We start from the raw sequence: 16282 nt of genomic DNA, 5'->3' as shown, positions 1-16282 counted from the left end.
TTTCAGCGGGATTGCGGTCTTTCGGGAAAGGCGAAGACGCCAGCAATGCGGCTTCGCCATTGCGGCACCAGCGCCGAAGCGACCACCGCATGCCCCTGATAGGCATGGATGAATCGCTCCGGCGCGATCATTATCGCAGCGTGCTTGGCAGGCAGATGCGGCCGCCAGCGAAACAGAACCAGATCGCCGGCGGACGGTTGCTTGGACGGCTTTTCGGTGCAGTGCCTCCGCGCAGCTTCAAGCATCAGGTCCTGCCCGCCTGCCTCGGCCCAGTCGGGCGCATAATGCCCCGGCTGCTCGGGCTCGCGTCCATAGACCGCACGCCAGACTCCCAGCACGAGGCCAAGGCAGTCGCAGCCGACGCCCTTGCGCCTGCCCTGATGCCGGTAGGGTGTGCCGAGCCACGACATGGCTTCCGCCACGATCAGCGACGCCACGGAGGTAGTTTCTGGCTGCTGCTCGCTCATGGCACGATCGGTTTCCCGTCGAACTGGCCACCCTCGACGATATAGCCGTAGGCGGCGTCATTGCCCGGCAGATGCGGGAAGCCCTGAAAATTCAAGGCATTCGAGAACTTTGCCTTGCAAGTCGCAAAGCTCTTGTCACAGCCCGCCGTGATCGAATACGTGTTGCCAGCACGTATTTCCGGCCCCACCGCCGGCCTCAGAGTCAGAGCTACGCCTCGCATATCCCTGCGATGAGCGACGATGCGCTCACTGCGTCCGGCGCGCGCACCGCTCGTCCAGACCATGACCCCGTGGGAAAACCAGCCCGGCGCGAACGCCTCGAGGCCGGTAACGATGATGGTGCCATCCTCCTCGTGGGAAGACACCTCGCCTGTTGCCGAATAACCCTCGCGGTCCAGCGCGAAACGGCACCGCCGGTCGCCCAGCTCCGCGTCGCAGGCACGGCCGATATAGCGTCCGTTGGGTTGTTCCAGCGCCCGGGTCAAGCTTTCCAACTCCGCAACGAACCGCTGGTCGCTGCGCGTGATCTTGCCGATGGTTGCCGTGCGCAGCAGCACGAACTGCTCCGGCCGGCGCCAATTGACCAGGAATGTCTCGAGCTTGGCGTTGTCATACAGGCCGGCGGCGATGTCCTCGTCACTTATGTTCGCCGACGACAGCGCTCCCTCAACATCCGCCGTGTCGACCGCCAGCCCCAGCGTCTCGCGCGCCTCGCTGGCGCTGAAGCCGGTCTCGGGCTCGAAGGTCAGACCGTCCACTGTCAACGCACGGTCGTGGTCGGTGTAGCCGCTGGCCGCACCGTCAGTCCTGGTCAGGCGCCAGCAATGGCAGACGGTGGTGACGTCGCGCGAGAGGTGCTCGGCTAAAGCCTGCGGATAAGCGCTCAAAGCAGCACCTCCACCAGCGGGATCGACGGGATCTGCCCCGCCTTGAATGCAGTCAGGCTCATCGACATGCGTTCGCTGTCGAAGCGCACCGGCACATCGAATTCATAGCCGGCGGTAACCTCCGCATTCTGGGCAGGAACGGCATCTGGCGCGAACACGATCTCGCCACTGGCATCGAGCGAGAAATCGGCCGAGGCCACCTCGACCCCGTCGACGGCGACCTTCAGCGTCGAGGCCACCGGCTTCGAGATCAGCCGCTCATAGGCGTCCTCGCCGGTCCCATAGCGTTTCACCAGTTTGAACCGGCTTGTGGTCCCGTCGCCCCGCCCCAGGACTTGGTCTTGCGGCGAAGGCGTCTCCTCGGGCCGGCACGACTTCATGTCAAAAGGGTCGCGAAAGCGGAACGCGTGGAGCGAGCCGCGCCGCGCCTCGAAGAAGACCAGCACGTCATGCAGGTCTTCCAGGGTCCTCACACCGGTGCCGGCGTCGTAATGGCGGCGCGATTGCGAAAACCGCGCATTGCGTTTCTCCCGGCCCGACGTCAGGGAAACTATCTCGTTGCGCCGCTCCGGCCCGCCGGTAGCACCAAAGGAAACCGCGAGCGGAAACCGCACCTCGTGAAAACTGGCAAGTTCGGACATGCGCCCCCTCAAAAGGTTCTGGTGCCGCGCGAAACCGCCCGCGCCAGCATGCCGGTGATCTGCGCTTCGGATTTGCGGAACGAAGCCGCGTCAGGCGTCGAGACGTTGAACACGACGTTGACCGGCGCACCGCCGCCGGATGCGGCGACCCCCAGCCGTCCGTCGGAAGACCGCTGCAAGGGCAGGATCGCTTCCGGTCCAGCCTCGCCCATCAGGCCGAGGCTGCGTCCCATCGGAAAGTAGCTCGGTGCGGAAACCACCCCACCGCTGGCAAACGGAACGACATGTCCGGGGACCCCGCCCTTGGCGAAAGGCAATATGCCGGTAAGCCCGCCGAGCAGGCCCGAAAACAGAGAGCCGCTCAGCGACTGCAGCGGCTTCAAACCCTCCTGCAGCGCCATGCCGGCCAGATTGAGCCCGATACGCCGCAGCACGTCGTCGAGTTCCCTGCCGCTCACCGCGGCGCCCTTCAGCGCGCCCGTCAGCTGCGCGCCGAAGCGGTCAGACAGCTTTTCCAGATTGTCCAGCGCCGCCTGAAATGGCGCAATATCCGCATTGATCGAGACCGTCACGTCCTCAACCATGCTCCCTCCTCTCTATTGTTCGTCCGGAAAGGCCTGCATCAAGGCAAGCAGATCGTCGCGGCGCGGCGCACCGTCCGCCGCCCTGGCCAGCATGCTCGCCGCCCGTTCGAATTCGCGCGGCGTCATCGCCCAGAACGCCTGGGGTGAAAGCCGCAGCAGGCCGAAGCCCATGGCCATCACCTGGTCCCACGGGAATTCGCGCGACGTGCCTGCCGCGGCTTTCAAGGGTTTGGCGCGTTCCCCTGCGCAGAGGCGCCGAAGGTAGCGGTGAGCAGGTCGGAAACGATCGCGGCGAAACCTGTCGCGCCGTCGGTCGCCTGCATGCAGCGCACGTCCTCGTCGGGAATATCCTGGCCGGCGCCGCGCAGCCCTGCCCCGATGATGCGGACCATGTCGAGCGCCGAGAGGCGCCCGCGCGAGAAGCGCTCCACCAGCGCCCCGAGGTCGTCGGCGGCATAGGCCGCCTCCAGTTCCGCCAGCGCGCCGAGCGTCAGGCAGAGCCGATGGGGCTTCCCGTCAAGTTCGGCGGCGATTTCTCCACGTCGTCTGTTTGCCGTCACGGCGTCACCGTGAAGCTGACGGCGCCGGCGGATTCGAGCGCCATGTCGAAAGTCACCTCGCCATCGTGGGTGCCGGTATATTCGAGCGAGGTGATCTGGAACGGCCCCTGCACCAGCCCGAAACTCGGGATCGAAAGCTGCCAGTCGGCAATCTCGCCGGCAAAGAACCGCGAGCGGATCGCCGCGTCCGACTGGGCATCCTTGAAAATCCCCGATCCGCTGATCGAGGCGCGCTGGACGCCGCTGCCGGCAAGCAATTCTCGCCAGCGCCCGGCGGAGTCGGAATTGGTAACGTCGACGGTTTCGCTGTTGAAGGCGATACGCTTCGACCGCAAACCGGCAACCGTGATGAAGCCTCCCGCTCCCGTGGAGTCGAGCTTGAGTAGAAGGTCCTTGCCCTTCTGTGCGACCATGTCTGGCCTCCTGGAATGTGTTGGATGAAGAGCCGGGCCGCAGCCCGGACGATCACGCCGCTTCTTCGATCACCGCCCGGTAGCGGAGCAGGCCGTGATGGACCGAAAGGTCGTCGTCATACCTGGCCTCGGCAAACTCCAGCCGCATGTTCACCAGGTGGTGCGCGTCGAGCGCGAGAGAGCTGTTGTCGAGGCACGCCTTGGCCGCCTCCATGATGTCCAGGGTTTCCTTTTTGCCCTTGGCCTTGGACCAGATGTGAAGGGTAAAAAGGTGCTCGCTGCCCTTCTCGGCTCCCGTGCTCCAGTCGTAGACGCTGGTGCGACCGAAAGTGAGATATGGAAAGGGCAGGTTCGCCGGTGCGCCGTCGTAGATCTTGGCGCCTCCAAGCAAGCCGGTCAGAACGGGGTCGGCCCCAAGCGCTGCGAAAATCGCTTGCTGCAATTCAGCTGCTGGCGCCGTCATCGCTTCCCCCCATCCGTCGGGTTGCCATGCCACGCTGGTCCTGCGCAACGCGCCGGACCCGCATTTCCGCACGGTAACCTCGTTCTGCTTCTTCCGCCAGATCATGCGCCTGCCAGCGCAGCGCCCGTACAAGATCGTCGATCGTCAGCTTCATGGCCAGTTTCATGGGCGAACCTCCTTCGCCCGGCAGACAAGATACCGGCCGCTTTCATCAGGATCGTGCACGGTGAGAATGTCGAAACTCCGGCTAGGCTTCGTCAGCCGCATTCCGCTCGCCACGCCCTCGCGCCACCTGATGGTAATGCGGTGGGTCACGGTTTCCAGCATCTGTCCCGCACCGAATACCACCTGCGCCGAGACCGGCTCGATCATTGCAAAAACGGATGCGACCTCGGACCAGACCTGCTCGTGCCCGCCCAGCCCGTCGGGTGTCGGCGTGCACGCCTCGAGCGCCAGCTCCGTGCTCAGCCGCCCGGGGTCGATGAACTGGGTCCGCATCACAGCCTCCGCTCACGATAGCTCGAAAGCATCCGGTCATATCCGGCTGGATAGGAGACCGGCTGGTCGCCCGGGCCGAAGGCGGTCCGGAACTCGTACCAATGCGCAGCCAGCAGCGTGACGGCCCGCTTCAGCAGGTCCGGAACGTCCGTCCCTGCCTCGCCGAAGCCGGCGGAAAAGTCGATTTCGATGCCGTTAGCGATGCGCAGCGGTTCGGGACACTGCGCGAAATGCAGCCGCGCCGGCCGCGACAGTGTATCGGCCAGATAGATGTCCGGATCGAGCACCGCGGCTTCACCCTCGCTGCCATAGACCGTCACCGACAGGATTTCCCGCACCGGATGCCGCGCCAGAAGCACGCAGCCGCTGTTCGGCCAGCGGTCGAGCACCAGCCGCCAAGCCTGGTCGATCATGGCCACGCCTGTCGTGCGCTCGACATCCTCGCGCGCCGCCCGGATCAGGCCGGAAAGCAGTTCGTCTTCGCTGTCGTGTGAGAGGCGCAGATGGCGCTTCATCTCGACCAGCGTCACCGGCTCGACTGCAGGGTCGACCGTTCGCAAGAGCGTCATGCGGTTACCTTCGTTTCAGTGGGAATTGAAAGCGGCGGCTCCGGGGAGGACGCCGGAGCCGCCGTCAACGACGCGGCAAACCGGAAGGGGTGCCCGGCTGTCTTTGCGTCGTCGAAGCGAAAGCCGCCCGGTCAGGCGGTCGCGAACTTCAGCAGCTTGGGCGGCACGCCGAAGGCCAGCGCGATGTCCCGGCTTGCCGAATGCTTGGCCTCGATGAAATCCATGTCCTTGGGCGTCAGGCCCATCGCCTTCCAGTCGAGACCCCCTTCCAGCAACAGCGGCCGTCCGGCGCGCGTGGCACCCGAATAGCCTGCCTCGAGTTCCGCCTTCAGGCGTTCGAATTGCTCGTCTGTCAGGTTACCGCCTTCCTTGGGCGCATAGACCAGCGCGCCGGAAGGTCGCGCCGAATTGTCCAGCAGCGCCTTGTTCCAGCGGCCGGCGGCGTTGTGGGTGTCGAGCGCCATCAGCGCCGCCTCGAGCGGCGGAAAGCCGTAATGGTCGTCGAGCGGGTGAAACAGAGTCAGATGCAGCGCTCCGCCGCCGGGAGACGCGCCTATCGGCGTCTTGCGCTTCGCCGCACCCTCCCGGTACTCGAGCGCCGACGGCCAGCCGCTGGCGTCCGTCAGCACCGCCACCCGGTCCGGCCGTAGCAGGTGCAATTCGCGTGCATCCTCCCCAGCCTCGATCATCTCGACATAGGCGTTGCCGGCGAGCAGTAGGTGCCCGTACAGCGCCTCCAGAAACGTCGCGCCGGCCTGCCGCTGGTTCGGCCGTTCGAGCAACCGCAGCAGCGGATGGTCGTCCAGTTCCGCCGCGCCCTCGTAGAGAAGCCAGGGGATCGCGGATGCCGTCTCGGCAATCAGCCGCACCGCGCGGTGCACCACGGGGTTGCGCATGAACCCCTCTCTGGCAAGCGCAGCGTAGTCGCGATGCGTCCAGCGTGCCTCGCCTTGAGCGTGTAGCGCGACGAAGCCTGCCGGCCCGACGCCCTTGCGCTCGGGCCGCGCACCGTCGCTCCCCGCCATGCGAGGCCAAGGCCATTTCCAAGCCATGTGTCTATCCTGATTAGAGAAAATCGCGGATGCGCGGACGCCCCGAGCCGTCCGGCAGCAATTCGTTCACCGCCCAGACCATTGCATCGAGGCGGTCCGGCGAGCGGTTGTTCGACAGGCCGTTCGGCCCGAAGTCGCACATTTCGTCTTCCAGCTCGGGAAACCGGCCCGCATGGCGCACCCTGCCCTGCTGGTAGAGCATCGCCACGGGCTCGGCCCGCAGCCATTTTCCGCGCCGCGCACGCACAGCCTTCACCGGGATCACCGGATCGACCGTGCGGATCACGGCCGTCACCATGTCACCGCCCTGGTTGACTTCGGCCACCAGGCAGTCCGCCTGCAGATGGTGGAACAGAGCGACCGCGGCTCCGGCCCAGTCCTGCGGGCGCGCTGCCTTCACCGTCGCGTCGGCCAGGACGATCACTGTTCCTGCCGCGTCCAGTCCCGCTGCAACGATGCCGCAGGCGTCGGAGGTTTTGTGCGAACTCGCCGGCGGATCGACCGCGACCACGACGCGGCGAAGCTCCGGCAGTTGGTCCAACCGGGCACGCTCCACCGCCTCGCGCGACCACAGCGCATCCTCGCGATCTTCGATCAGTTCGCCTTCCAGTTCCTGGCGCCCGAGCCGCGTCCCGCCATAGAGCCTCTCGACGCTATGCAAAAAACCCTCCGCGAGATTGCCGGCATTGTCGGCCGTGCGCATCCGCGTCACCAGCACCGTGGGGTCGGCAAGCAGCCGCTTCAGCAGCCTGGTCGGCCGGGGGGTGGTGGTGATGAGCTGTTTTGGCTGCTCGCCCAGCCGCAAGCCGAACTGCAGCATGTCGAAACAGGCGTCGGCATTCTTCCACTTGCCAAGCTCGTCGCACCAGGCCGCCTCGAATTGCGGCCCGCGCAGGCTTTCGGGATCTTCAGATGAAAATATCTGCGCAACCGCGCCGTTGCTCCACACCAGCCGCCGCCGGCTTGCCTCAAAGCGCGGCTTGTCATGCCGCGAGATCGTGACGATGCCGGAAGGCCCGTCGATCATCACCTCGCGAACATCTCCGAGAGTCTCGCCGATCAGGGCGATATGCCGGTGCCCGTTCCTGGCGAAAGGCGAAAACCCGCGAACCAGGCTGTTCACCCACTCCGCACCGAGGCGGGTCTTTCCCGCCCCGCGCCCGCCCACCACCAGCCAGGTCGCCGGCCATGAGTTCAGGGGATACTGTTCTATGCGGGCCTTCTGCACCCATTCCTGGGCAATTAGGCCCAGCCCTTCATCCCTTAGGTTTTCGGCAGACCAGTTGCCTTGCGTATCCCTCAGCCAGTTCGATAATTCGCTCGTCGATGCGCTTGAGAAGTCCGGCCATGTCTGCATCGCGTTTTACGTCGTTCTCCTTCGCCCCCTCGTCGCTGCGCACGATTTCCCAGATCTTCTCGAGCGTGCGCGTTAGGGTCGAGATCGCGTCAATGCGGGCCTTGTCCAGCCCGGCCGCGCCCTGCCCCTTCCCGATCCCCAGCTCTTCAATCTCGTGGATCAGCCCGTCCACCAGTTGCGCCAGCCTCCCGTTCTGCGTCGCGCGATCGGTCAGGCTCCCATCCCGCCAGCCCTCGCGGGCGGCGCGTGTCGCGATCGTCGCCTGCAGCCAGCCGGTGGCAGAGCCAAGCTGTTCGAAACTGGGCGTCGCACCTTCATAGAGGGCGCGCGTCGCCGCCCAGCGGTCCCTGGCCGGTGTCGTCATGCTGAACTCTCTGATTGAATGAAAATGCCCGCGCGGGCGTCGAGCCTGCCCCCTTCTCGGGAGCCGCTACCCACACTTTTCGGACGATAGCGAAACACTACCAAAGCACCGTCACGGTGTCAAGAATAAATTCCTAACGCACTTCAATTTTCTTCGCACCCGTCGTGAAGCTTGGATTTCCCGTGTGGCATCCGGTAAGAATGGAACGTCGAAGCCGTCGTCGGCATTTACCGACTATAAATTGCGACATGGTTCTTCATTAATACCGAGTGCAACAGCCGGGGCGGCGGAAAAAGATGGACGATCCCTCCGCAAAGCGAAAGCCGAAAGCCCCGCGAGCCGGCATTTTCCTGGCCATTGATGCATGGATCGATTCCTCGCTTTACGAGGCTGGCTTCCGGGCGCGCGAGTTCTGGGAATCGATGACCATTTTTTCCCGGCGCTTCCGCGTCAGCGGTTGGCGTCGTGCCGTCATCGAGGTCTTGAGCGAAGGCTTCACCATGGGCGCGGCGGGCTCTGTCATCCTGTTGGCGCTCGCGCTACCCGCCTTCGAGGAAACCGCAGGCAACTGGCGGCAGCGGGACGACTTCGCCGTCACCTTCCTCGATCGCTACGGCAATGAGATCGGGCAGCGCGGCATCATCCAGCGCGATTCCATCCCGGTCGACGAGATGCCCGACTATCTGATCAAGTCTGTGCTCGCGACCGAAGACCGCCGCTTCTTCGACCATTACGGCATCGACTTCATGGGCCTTTTCCGCGCCATGTCGGAGAATGTGCGCGCAAATTCCGTTGTCCAGGGCGGCTCCAGCATAACCCAGCAGCTTGCCAAGAACCTGTTCCTCAACAACGAGCGCACCTTCGAGCGCAAGATCAAGGAAGCCTTCCTGGCAATCTGGCTCGAACAGAACCTGTCGAAGAAGGAAATCCTGCAGCTTTACCTCGACCGCGCCTATATGGGCGGCGGCACCTTCGGCATCGCCGCCGCGGCCGATTTCTATTTCGGCAAGTCGGTGAAGGACCTCACACTTCCCGAATCCGCAATGCTCGCGGGCCTGTTCAAGGCGCCCGCGAAATACGCGCCCCACGTCAACCTGCCGGCCGCGCGCGCCCGCGCCAACATCGTCCTGTCCAATCTGGTGCAGGGCGGCTTCATGACGCCGGGCCAGGTTCTCTCCGCCCGTCTTCACCCGGCAAGCGTCGTCGACCGGGGTGATCGCAAGAGCCCCGACTATTTCCTCGACTGGGCGTTCGAAGAGGTCAAGCGCATCGCCGAAAAGTCGGGCGTTCACTCCGTCGTGGCGCGGACCACGGTCGACATGAACATCCAGAAGGCCGCGGAAGAAGCGGTCGAGTTCAATCTGCGCCAATATGGCAAGGAATATCGCGTCACCGAAGGCGCAGTGGTCGTCATCGAGAACAATGGCGCGGTCCGCGCCATTGTCGGCGGCCGCGACTACGGCGCCAGCCAGTTCAACCGCGCTACCAAGGCCCTGCGCCAGGCCGGCTCCTCCTTCAAGCCCTACGTCTACGCCACGGCAATGGAACATGGCTTCACGCCGAACTCGGTCATTTCCGACGGCCCCATCAGTTGGGGCAACTGGTCGCCGAAAAACTATGGGCGCAGCTTTTCCGGCCGCGTCACACTCGCAACGGCGTTGATCAGGTCCATCAACACCGTTCCGGTTCGCCTGGCCAAGGAGCACCTTACCACTGCGCCGATCAAAGCCTTGGCCGAGGCCATGGGCGTGGAATCGCCGCTCAGCTCGCACAAGACGATGGTGTTGGGCACGTCCGGCATGACCGTGATGGACCAGGCCACCGGCTACAGCGTCTTCGCCACCGGCGGTTTCGCCGGCATGCGCCATGGCGTAACGCAACTCCTCACCCATTCCGGACAGGTCATCTACGACTACGATCGCGACGGGCCCAAACCGAAGCGCGTGCTTTCCGAGAAGGCGCTGTCGGCCATGAACTCCATCCTCGTGCAGATTCCCGAAGTCGGCACAGCACGCAGGGCAGCACTTCCGTCCATCCGCTCCGCGGGCAAGACGGGAACCACGCAATCCTATCGGGACGCCTGGTATGTCGGATTTACAGGCAACTACACGGCGGCGGTGTGGCTCGGCAATGACGACTATTCGCCCACCCGAAACATGACAGGCGGTTCGCTGCCCGCCATGGTTTGGCAGCGTCTCATGACCTACGCGCACCAGAACATCGACATAAAGCCCATCCCGGGTATCGACCATCCATATGTCGACCCGAAGGTCGCGGAAAAGGCTGCCGAAATGGAGCAGAAAAACGCCGACGCGGTTGACGCCGACCTGGGTCGCCCCCCCATCCTTTCCAGCGTCACCACCCGGACGCTGCGCGAAATGGGCAAGGCATTCCAAGACGCGCCCCCTCTCGAGGCTCCGACCGGACCGGAAGAGCTTTCCAAACTATGATGTTCACCGCCGGCAGCCGACCTCTGGAGGCCTTCCCGACGCGCCTGTCCGCCCTGCCTTGACCGTCCCATGCACCTTATGCCCAAGTGGCGTTTTTACGTTTCGGCGTGCCATGTTCAAAACCACCCTTCTTACGGCGCTAGCCCTCGCCATCGCCATCTGCGGCGGTGCGTCGAGCGTTTGGTACGCCCTCAATCTGCAGGACGGTGTCGGCGCCGTGTCTGTCGGTTCCTGGAACGCGTTCCCGGACATCGGAACGCCGGCAGCCGACCCCTACACTAAGGCCCGCGTGGCGCGAGACGGCGTGCTGGTACTTGGTAGAGCCGAAGGGGTCACATTCATCGCCGAACATGACGCCGACGGCGAGCCTCTGCGCAGGGAGTGCAACTACTCCGTCGAGGGCACCGTGCCGCCATCGAGATTCTGGACCCTCTACGCTGCCGACGAAACGATGACCGTCATCGAGGGCCGGGAGAATCGTGCCCCGGCGCTCCACTCTCTTGAAATGCTGCGCCAGCCGGACAATTCGGTCGCGATTGCCATCGCGCGGCACCCCGCCCCGGGCAATTGGCTGGCCGTCGCGGGCAGCGGCAAGATGTTCTTCGTGCTGACGCTCTACGACACGACGAGCGCCAGCAGCACCGGCATCGCTGACGTCGAGCTGCCGCGCATTCAAAAGGCCGACTGCAATGCTTAGGCTTCTTTACGCCGTGATCCTCGGGCTCATCGGTGCCGGCATCGTTCATGTCGCCGTGCTGCTGCTCATTCCGGATATCTCCGACCGTGACGTCTGGTCGAAGTTGCAGTCGGCATCCGAACTCTACAAGACCACTCGACTGGATTCAGCACCGGGGTCGCCGCCCATCGTCAAGTCCATCGACCCGCTGTTCAGCGCTGCCGCCTGCCGCTTCGATCTCAACGATGGTGTGCTGCGGGTCACAGGCCAGGGCCACACGCCCTTCTGGTCGGTGTCGGTCTATAATCGGGCGGGCGAAAACATCTACAGCTTCAACGACCACACGCTTGCCCGCGGCGGGGTGGATTTCTCGGTCGCAACCCCCACCCAGATGATCGAGGTGCGCAAGGAGTTTCCAGACGGGACTGGAAATTCGATCTACGTCGAGACTGCCTCTGAAGAGGGGATCGTGGTGGTGCGAAGCTTCGTTCCGGACCCAAGCTGGAAAAAGTCGGTATCGGATTTTCTCGACGGCATCTCCTGCATGCCGGAATAATTCTCAGGTCCAGCCGTCAGTGGCGGGGCACCGGTTTGTCCGGCGTCGCGCGTTCATCTCCCCCGCTGGCCTCGTCCAGGTCGGTGTGTCGCTCGTAACGAACGCCTGGGAAAATGATTATTGTCGCCAGCAGTTCTGACGGCTTTCCGGCAGGTCTGTTTGCCGCCCTCCGCGGCACAAAAGACAAGATGCTGCCCATGACACGCGCTTCCCTCTCGGATAACCAGAGTAACAACGCAACGCCTCCGTTTCCGATGAGGCCATTCCGAGGTTAACGATTGGTTACCGCGGGCGTTCCACAGTCCAGAGAATTAAAAAATTTCCGCTGCGAGATCATTCGGCAGCTGCAGGCAGATCAACTGCTGCCGGAACCCGTTGCATCTCGCGGTCCACTGCCCCCGGGAGAGCGGCCCTATAAAGAGATCGTAGGTTAGCAAGCTGTGAACCGAGAACCGACAGTTAACGCAACGCTAACGGATCGCAGCTAATTTTATCCTTATCTCGGAGCACCGCCCCAAGCTGTCCAAACAGCCCGGGCATCCGGGGCATGGCGTTTCGTGTCGGCGTGGTTTTTGTGTCATCTTCAGACTTCAGGCAGCTAGCCTTGAAAGGCGAAGCGGGAAAGAGCGAGCGGCTGTTTCGGGCGGCCATCTCCGCTTTTTGTTCGCTCCCCCGCCCCACCCGCCGGGAGATCGTCCAGCTTGAAGATCTTGCCCTGCCGCTCTTCGGCAAGGTGTCGGTCGAGGGAAAGCGCTTTGCCGCCGCTGCCCTTTCGGAATGCGAGAATGCGCCGCGCGCGCTCCTGCAGCGCCTCTGCAACGAAACGGTCGACATCGCAGCTCCGCTGCTCATCCGTTCCCGGCTGCTGAAGGACATCGATCTGATCGCCTTGATCGGTCGCCACGGGCTGCCCCACGCCCGCGCCATTGCCCGTCGGCCAAACCTCAACCCCGTCATTCGCGATCTCGTCGCAGCGCTCGAAAACGCCAGGCTTGCGCAGGCTCCGGCTGCGGAGGGTGCGGCAGCTCAAAAACAGCCTTCGGCTTCCGGCAGTCTCACGGCCGATCACACCCGCGAGCGCCTGCGGGCGATGATGCTGCCTTCCGCGAGCGGCTCCACGCCCGGGCTCCGCGAAGAGGACATGCGTTCGCCATACGAGCGGCTGCGCGATACCGCGCTGATCGGCAACTCGGCTCCGTTCCACATCGCACTGGGCGATGCCACTGCAATCGGGTTTTCAGCAGCCAGGTCAATCGTAAATGCGGCCGACCATTCCAGGTTGCTTGCTGCCCTCCACTCACTCGGCCTCAGTGAGGAACGCGCCTTTCTTATCTTCAGCGCCTTGTTTCCCGGCAATTTTGCAGACCGGGACAGCATTCGGAGCTTTCTCGCGCGCTATCGCAAGCTGAGGCAGTCCGATACGGCGAACGAGCGCGGCAGACAGGAAGCGTCGGCCGCGTCGCCAGAGCCGGCGAACGCGCTCGAAAGCGTGCGACTCAAGGCTTCGTAACCGATATCAGCTCCTCGACGGGCATCGCCCCGGCTTCGATTTCCACCACCCATATGTCGGGGTCGAAGCGCTTCTCCTTCTCCAGCCGTCTATCCAGCGCTTCGGCATCCTCGCCCGCGTGGATTGAAGTGAAATGCCGCTCGTCCGGTCGCCGCGTGTCATAGCTCGTTTGCGGCGCGGGCGCGTAGAGCTCGACCTGGCCAAGGCGATCGCGCGCAAGCACGAAAACCGCGCCGGCCTCGGTCGCGCCGCGCTTCACGATCGCCGCAAAGCCACCAGCCGCAAAAACCCTGCGCAGCAGGGCGGAAACCCACATATCGGTTGTAAGGCGCATGATGGCGGTGCTCTGTTGAGGACGGCCGGTTCATACCAGCAGCGGCCGTCAGCCGCCAGTGCATCGCCGTGTTCCACTGGCCGCAGGGCGAGCCGGTAGCGGCAACTCAGCTTGTCAGACCGACTTCCTTCATCTTCAGGTAGACGGCCTCTTCCGGCTCGCCGGTTTCCGGCAATCCGAACAGCGACTGGAACTCCCGGATCGCAGCCTTCGTGCGCGCGCCGGCTATTCCATCCACATCGATGTCTTCGTTGCCGAACGCCCTCAAGCCGCGCTGAATATTCTCCGTGAGGCGGGTCAGCGCGGAAGGATCGGCGGCCGGTGCTTCCTGGACGGGCTTGGCCTGCGGTGTAGGCTGCGTCTCCCGCGCGGCAGCGGCGGGAGGAATGGCAATTTCGCTTGGCAGCGCTCCCAGTTGGCCGAGCAGCTCTTCATCGACCTGACCGGTAACGGCCAGCCCCATCTTGCGCTGATAGCTCTCAACAGCCCGGGTCGTCGCCGGTCCGCTCAGACCGTCCACCGTCCCCTCATAGAAGTTCAGGCTTTTGAGAATGCGCTGTACCTGCTCGATGACCGGATCGCCCGCAGGCCGCGCGGGCATCTCATATGCGCGCTCTATATGTATGGTCGTTTCAGGCTGTTCGCTCGAACTGGCGTCCGTGCTTGCCGGCCCGCTCAGTTCTCGCGTGGCAAAGAAGGCGCCCTTGTGCGCGTGCGGCTGATACCAGAGGGCATTGGCCGACACATAGAACAGTGAAACGAGAAAGGCCGTCGAGCCGCCAACCAGCACCGGGTTGCGCGTGATCATGCCTCCGACCAGCGCCAAGCCGCCCTGCACGGGGCTGGCCTCCGGCGCCGTCCGTTTAACCCGCTTTGCGGAGCGAGCCATACTCATCCTCCGACTGACTGCCGCCGGTCCGCAGCTTCACCAGCGCGCCCTTCGCGGTCTCCGCCGTCTGTGAAGAAGGGCCGGCCACAGGCAGGCTTATGTTCACGGTAGTGCCTTCGCCCACCGCGCTCTCGATCGACATGGTCCCCTCATGAAGGGTCACAAGCCCCTTCACCAGCGAAAGCCCGAGGCCGGTTCCCTCGAATTGCCGCGTATAGTCGTTCTGGACCTGCGTGAAGGGCCTGCCGAGGCGGCACAGGTCGTTCTCGGCGATGCCTATGCCGTCATCGCGCACCCAGAAGTGCAGCCGCGAACCGAGCCTGCGCGCGCCCATCGTCACGTTGCCGCCGCTTGGCGTGAACTTGATCGCGTTGGAAACCAGATTGATCAGGATCTGCTGGACGGCGCGCCGGTCGGCGTGAATTTCGCCCGCTTCCGGCGCCACCTGCGCCGTCAGCGAGATTGTCTTGGATTCGGCCTGCAGGGTCATCATAGATTGGCACATCTCCACCGCATCCGCGAAACGGAAGGTTTCCGGATTGGTGGCGTAGGTACCGGCCTCGATGCGCGAAACGTCGAGAATGGAATTCACGACCGCCAGCAGGTGATGCCCGGAATCGCGAACCAGGCTGACATATTCCTTCTGCCGCTGGTTCTGGAATCCGCCGAAGGTTTCGTGCAGCAGCATATCCGAAAAGCCGATGATGGCATTCAGCGGCGTGCGCAGTTCGTGGCTGACCGCAGCCAGGAAGCGACCCTTGGCGATTTCAAGCGCTTCGGCGGCTTCATTGGCCGTGTCGAGTTCCGCACGAAGGCGGGCCATCTCTTCATTTACACGGACGAGCGCCGTGAAGGCCCTCCTGCCATCGCCGCCGCCGATCAACTCGACGGAAAACGGCTGGTAATTGTCGTTCGATCCGTTCGCATCGACCCGCGGCAGCCGGATTCGCACGTCAACTGTCCGGTGCGCTGCGCCGCCGCGCAGGTCGGCCAGCGCGCACAGATATGCCACACGGTCTGAAACATGGATGCGTTCGAACAGCCCCGTCCCCAGCAGCAATTCCGGCTGAACGCGGAAGATGTCCCGAGCCTGTTCGGAAACGTCGACGATATCGCCGTTGGGCGACATGCGGATGACGACCGCCTGGACGATCTCTTCCAGCCGCGGCTGTTCCGCGTCAGGCGCCTCGCTCGCCGTCGGCTGGAAAACGCCCGGCAGCCTTACTGCCACGGTGACGACATAGGCAAGCGGCACCAGCCAGTGCCAGCCGGCCACGGCCGTCGTTTCGACTAGGAGGTTAGATCCGACCAGCGCCTGCAAGGGCACCACGGCCAGGGCCGCTCCCACGGCCCACAGCAGGGAGCGGGGGCTGCGGCTCTGCCACCATGCTTCCAATGGCAGCGCCAGAATCAATGCGGACATCGGCGATGCCAGGCCCCCGGCCGCCGCGACGCAGCCTGACAACACCACGGTGCCGAGCGCCAGAGCTGCGCCGGCGGCAAATCGGCTGCTGCCGGTGGCCGCGACCAGCAACAGGATGAACCAGGCCGCTCCGAAAGTCGCGCAGACGAGCGCCAGCGTGGTCGCCGTACCAGACAAGGCCGGCAGGAAAAGCCCTATGGAGGCGGCCGCCAGGAAAGGTGCCGTGAGCATGATGCCGATCAAGCGCCGCTGGGCCGCGCGGGCGGCCCCATCGCGCACCGACGGGTGCACCAGACGGTCGCAGCCCGCGTCAACGGCGCCGAACACCTCGCTGGCTCTGGTGGTAAAAAAACTCACGCAACGTACTCGCAACTACTCCGCTTCGCGGATGACTTTTGATCGTCTGTGAACCTCGCACCCAGCCTTTAAAGAATGGATAAGGCGGCCACGATCCGTGCGCTGCCGGGGACGAATATCGGAAGGCGTGGGTCCAAAACGCCAGCCGGTTTCTTTCATGGTAAATGGAAGGTTAGCCGGCGCCGGCCAATGGAGGTTGTGCAGCCGCCGCTGCGGGCGGCGACCCGTCAGC

The 16282-nt window shown here is 64.1% G+C and carries 20 protein-coding genes and 1 pseudogene; 4 read left to right on the top strand and 17 right to left on the bottom strand.

Annotation, left to right across the window (positions count from 1 at the left end; genetic code table 11):
* Window positions 1–2 precede the first annotated feature (2 nt).
* The 14 genes and pseudogenes from ABLE86_RS07535 to ABLE86_RS07470 form a co-directional block, all read right to left on the bottom strand.
* Window positions 3–467 carry an NlpC/P60 family protein gene (locus ABLE86_RS07535; protein ID WP_348778301.1) on the bottom strand — a complete coding sequence of 155 codons (465 nt, stop codon included), beginning with the start codon at window positions 465–467 and terminating at the stop codon, window positions 3–5.
* Window positions 464–1354, bottom strand: a complete 891-nt coding sequence (locus tag ABLE86_RS07530; RefSeq protein ID WP_348778300.1) for a DUF2163 domain-containing protein — start codon at window positions 1352–1354, stop codon at window positions 464–466. Before ABLE86_RS07530 ends, ABLE86_RS07535 begins: the two co-directional genes overlap by 4 nt.
* Window positions 1351–1995: a DUF2460 domain-containing protein gene (locus ABLE86_RS07525; protein ID WP_348778299.1), complete on the bottom strand. Its 645-nt coding sequence runs from the start codon at window positions 1993–1995 to the stop codon at window positions 1351–1353. Before ABLE86_RS07525 ends, ABLE86_RS07530 begins: the two co-directional genes overlap by 4 nt.
* 8 nt (window positions 1996–2003) lie before the next feature.
* A complete protein-coding gene (locus ABLE86_RS07520; protein WP_348778298.1) occupies window positions 2004–2579 on the bottom strand; it encodes a phage tail tape measure protein in 576 nt (191 codons plus the stop codon).
* A 12-nt stretch (window positions 2580–2591) separates the two neighbouring features.
* Window positions 2592–2804 carry a rcc01693 family protein gene (locus ABLE86_RS07515; RefSeq protein WP_348778297.1) on the bottom strand — a complete coding sequence of 71 codons (213 nt, stop codon included), beginning with the start codon at window positions 2802–2804 and terminating at the stop codon, window positions 2592–2594.
* Entirely contained in the window at window positions 2801–3139 is a 339-nt protein-coding gene (locus ABLE86_RS07510; protein ID WP_348778296.1) for a gene transfer agent family protein, read from the bottom strand. Before ABLE86_RS07510 ends, ABLE86_RS07515 begins: the two co-directional genes overlap by 4 nt.
* On the bottom strand, window positions 3136–3552 hold the full coding sequence (locus ABLE86_RS07505) for a phage major tail protein, TP901-1 family (protein ID WP_348778295.1): 417 nt from the start codon (window positions 3550–3552) through the stop codon (window positions 3136–3138). Before ABLE86_RS07505 ends, ABLE86_RS07510 begins: the two co-directional genes overlap by 4 nt.
* A 52-nt stretch (window positions 3553–3604) precedes the next feature.
* Window positions 3605–4015, bottom strand: a complete 411-nt coding sequence (locus tag ABLE86_RS07500) for a DUF3168 domain-containing protein (protein ID WP_348778294.1) — start codon at window positions 4013–4015, stop codon at window positions 3605–3607.
* Window positions 3996–4181 carry a hypothetical protein gene (locus ABLE86_RS07495; protein WP_348778293.1) on the bottom strand — a complete coding sequence of 62 codons (186 nt, stop codon included), beginning with the start codon at window positions 4179–4181 and terminating at the stop codon, window positions 3996–3998. Before ABLE86_RS07495 ends, ABLE86_RS07500 begins: the two co-directional genes overlap by 20 nt.
* Window positions 4178–4513, bottom strand: coding sequence for a phage head closure protein (locus ABLE86_RS07490; RefSeq protein WP_348778292.1), 336 nt, complete (start codon window positions 4511–4513; stop codon window positions 4178–4180). Before ABLE86_RS07490 ends, ABLE86_RS07495 begins: the two co-directional genes overlap by 4 nt.
* Window positions 4513–5082, bottom strand: a complete 570-nt coding sequence (locus ABLE86_RS07485) for a head-tail connector protein (protein ID WP_348778291.1) — start codon at window positions 5080–5082, stop codon at window positions 4513–4515. Before ABLE86_RS07485 ends, ABLE86_RS07490 begins: the two co-directional genes overlap by 1 nt.
* 149 nt (window positions 5083–5231) lie before the next feature.
* Window positions 5232–6134, bottom strand: a pseudogene (locus ABLE86_RS07480) (phage portal protein); the annotation flags it as partial.
* 13 nt (window positions 6135–6147) lie between these two features.
* On the bottom strand, window positions 6148–7362 hold the full coding sequence (locus ABLE86_RS07475; RefSeq protein WP_348778290.1) for a terminase family protein: 1215 nt from the start codon (window positions 7360–7362) through the stop codon (window positions 6148–6150).
* Between the two features lie 28 nt (window positions 7363–7390).
* The gene (locus ABLE86_RS07470) at window positions 7391–7855 is read right to left on the bottom strand and encodes a hypothetical protein (protein ID WP_348778289.1); all 465 of its coding nucleotides are present in this window, start codon (window positions 7853–7855) and stop codon (window positions 7391–7393) included.
* Window positions 7856–8151: 296 nt separating this feature from the next.
* On the opposite strand from ABLE86_RS07470, the gene ABLE86_RS07465 reads away from it, so the two are divergent.
* The 4 genes from ABLE86_RS07465 (at window position 8152) to ABLE86_RS07450 (ending at window position 13047) form a co-directional block, all read left to right on the top strand.
* Window positions 8152–10305, top strand: a complete 2154-nt coding sequence (locus ABLE86_RS07465; protein ID WP_348778288.1) for a penicillin-binding protein 1A — start codon at window positions 8152–8154, stop codon at window positions 10303–10305.
* A gap of 112 nt (window positions 10306–10417) precedes the next feature.
* Complete coding sequence (locus ABLE86_RS07460) at window positions 10418–11002, top strand: DUF1214 domain-containing protein (protein ID WP_348778287.1); 585 nt, start codon at window positions 10418–10420, stop codon at window positions 11000–11002.
* On the top strand, window positions 10995–11537 hold the full coding sequence (locus ABLE86_RS07455) for a DUF1254 domain-containing protein (RefSeq protein ID WP_348778286.1): 543 nt from the start codon (window positions 10995–10997) through the stop codon (window positions 11535–11537). Before ABLE86_RS07460 ends, ABLE86_RS07455 begins: the two co-directional genes overlap by 8 nt.
* Before the next feature lie 604 nt (window positions 11538–12141).
* The gene (locus tag ABLE86_RS07450; RefSeq protein WP_348778285.1) at window positions 12142–13047 is read left to right on the top strand and encodes a hypothetical protein; all 906 of its coding nucleotides are present in this window, start codon (window positions 12142–12144) and stop codon (window positions 13045–13047) included.
* Here the strand turns inward: ABLE86_RS07450 and ABLE86_RS07445 are convergent.
* The 3 genes from ABLE86_RS07445 to ABLE86_RS07435 form a co-directional block, all read right to left on the bottom strand.
* Window positions 13034–13381, bottom strand: a complete 348-nt coding sequence (locus ABLE86_RS07445; RefSeq protein WP_348778284.1) for a DUF1491 family protein — start codon at window positions 13379–13381, stop codon at window positions 13034–13036. The two genes, ABLE86_RS07450 and ABLE86_RS07445, sit on opposite strands and share 14 nt — an antisense overlap.
* Window positions 13382–13487: 106 nt before the next feature.
* Entirely contained in the window at window positions 13488–14270 is a 783-nt protein-coding gene (locus tag ABLE86_RS07440; RefSeq protein WP_348778283.1) for a peptidoglycan-binding protein, read from the bottom strand.
* Window positions 14245–15987 (bottom strand): PAS domain-containing sensor histidine kinase, encoded by a 1743-nt coding sequence (locus tag ABLE86_RS07435; RefSeq protein WP_348778596.1) that lies wholly within the window; start codon window positions 15985–15987, stop codon window positions 14245–14247. Before ABLE86_RS07435 ends, ABLE86_RS07440 begins: the two co-directional genes overlap by 26 nt.
* Between the last annotated feature and the right edge of the window lie 295 nt (window positions 15988–16282).

Source organism: Mesorhizobium sp. KR2-14 (assembly GCF_040049255.1).
Lineage (GTDB): Bacteria > Pseudomonadota > Alphaproteobacteria > Rhizobiales > Rhizobiaceae > Pseudaminobacter.
This window is presented reverse-complemented; position numbering and strand designations above follow the sequence as displayed.

Coding starts and splice junctions, on each gene's coding strand:
- ABLE86_RS07505 (WP_348778295.1), bottom strand. CDS start 3,552: ATGGTCGCACAGAAGGGCAAGGACCTTCTACTCAAGCTCGACTCCACG.
- ABLE86_RS07495 (WP_348778293.1), bottom strand. CDS start 4,181: ATGAAACTGGCCATGAAGCTGACGATCGACGATCTTGTACGGGCGCTG.
- ABLE86_RS07490 (WP_348778292.1), bottom strand. CDS start 4,513: ATGCGGACCCAGTTCATCGACCCCGGGCGGCTGAGCACGGAGCTGGCG.
- ABLE86_RS07485 (WP_348778291.1), bottom strand. CDS start 5,082: ATGACGCTCTTGCGAACGGTCGACCCTGCAGTCGAGCCGGTGACGCTG.
- ABLE86_RS07520 (WP_348778298.1), bottom strand. CDS start 2,579: ATGGTTGAGGACGTGACGGTCTCGATCAATGCGGATATTGCGCCATTT.
- ABLE86_RS07465 (WP_348778288.1), top strand. CDS start 8,152: ATGGACGATCCCTCCGCAAAGCGAAAGCCGAAAGCCCCGCGAGCCGGC.
- ABLE86_RS07440 (WP_348778283.1), bottom strand. CDS start 14,270: ATGGCTCGCTCCGCAAAGCGGGTTAAACGGACGGCGCCGGAGGCCAGC.
- ABLE86_RS07445 (WP_348778284.1), bottom strand. CDS start 13,381: ATGCGCCTTACAACCGATATGTGGGTTTCCGCCCTGCTGCGCAGGGTT.
- ABLE86_RS07500 (WP_348778294.1), bottom strand. CDS start 4,015: ATGACGGCGCCAGCAGCTGAATTGCAGCAAGCGATTTTCGCAGCGCTT.
- ABLE86_RS07470 (WP_348778289.1), bottom strand. CDS start 7,855: ATGACGACACCGGCCAGGGACCGCTGGGCGGCGACGCGCGCCCTCTAT.
- ABLE86_RS07460 (WP_348778287.1), top strand. CDS start 10,418: ATGTTCAAAACCACCCTTCTTACGGCGCTAGCCCTCGCCATCGCCATC.
- ABLE86_RS07455 (WP_348778286.1), top strand. CDS start 10,995: ATGCTTAGGCTTCTTTACGCCGTGATCCTCGGGCTCATCGGTGCCGGC.
- ABLE86_RS07525 (WP_348778299.1), bottom strand. CDS start 1,995: ATGTCCGAACTTGCCAGTTTTCACGAGGTGCGGTTTCCGCTCGCGGTT.
- ABLE86_RS07535 (WP_348778301.1), bottom strand. CDS start 467: ATGAGCGAGCAGCAGCCAGAAACTACCTCCGTGGCGTCGCTGATCGTG.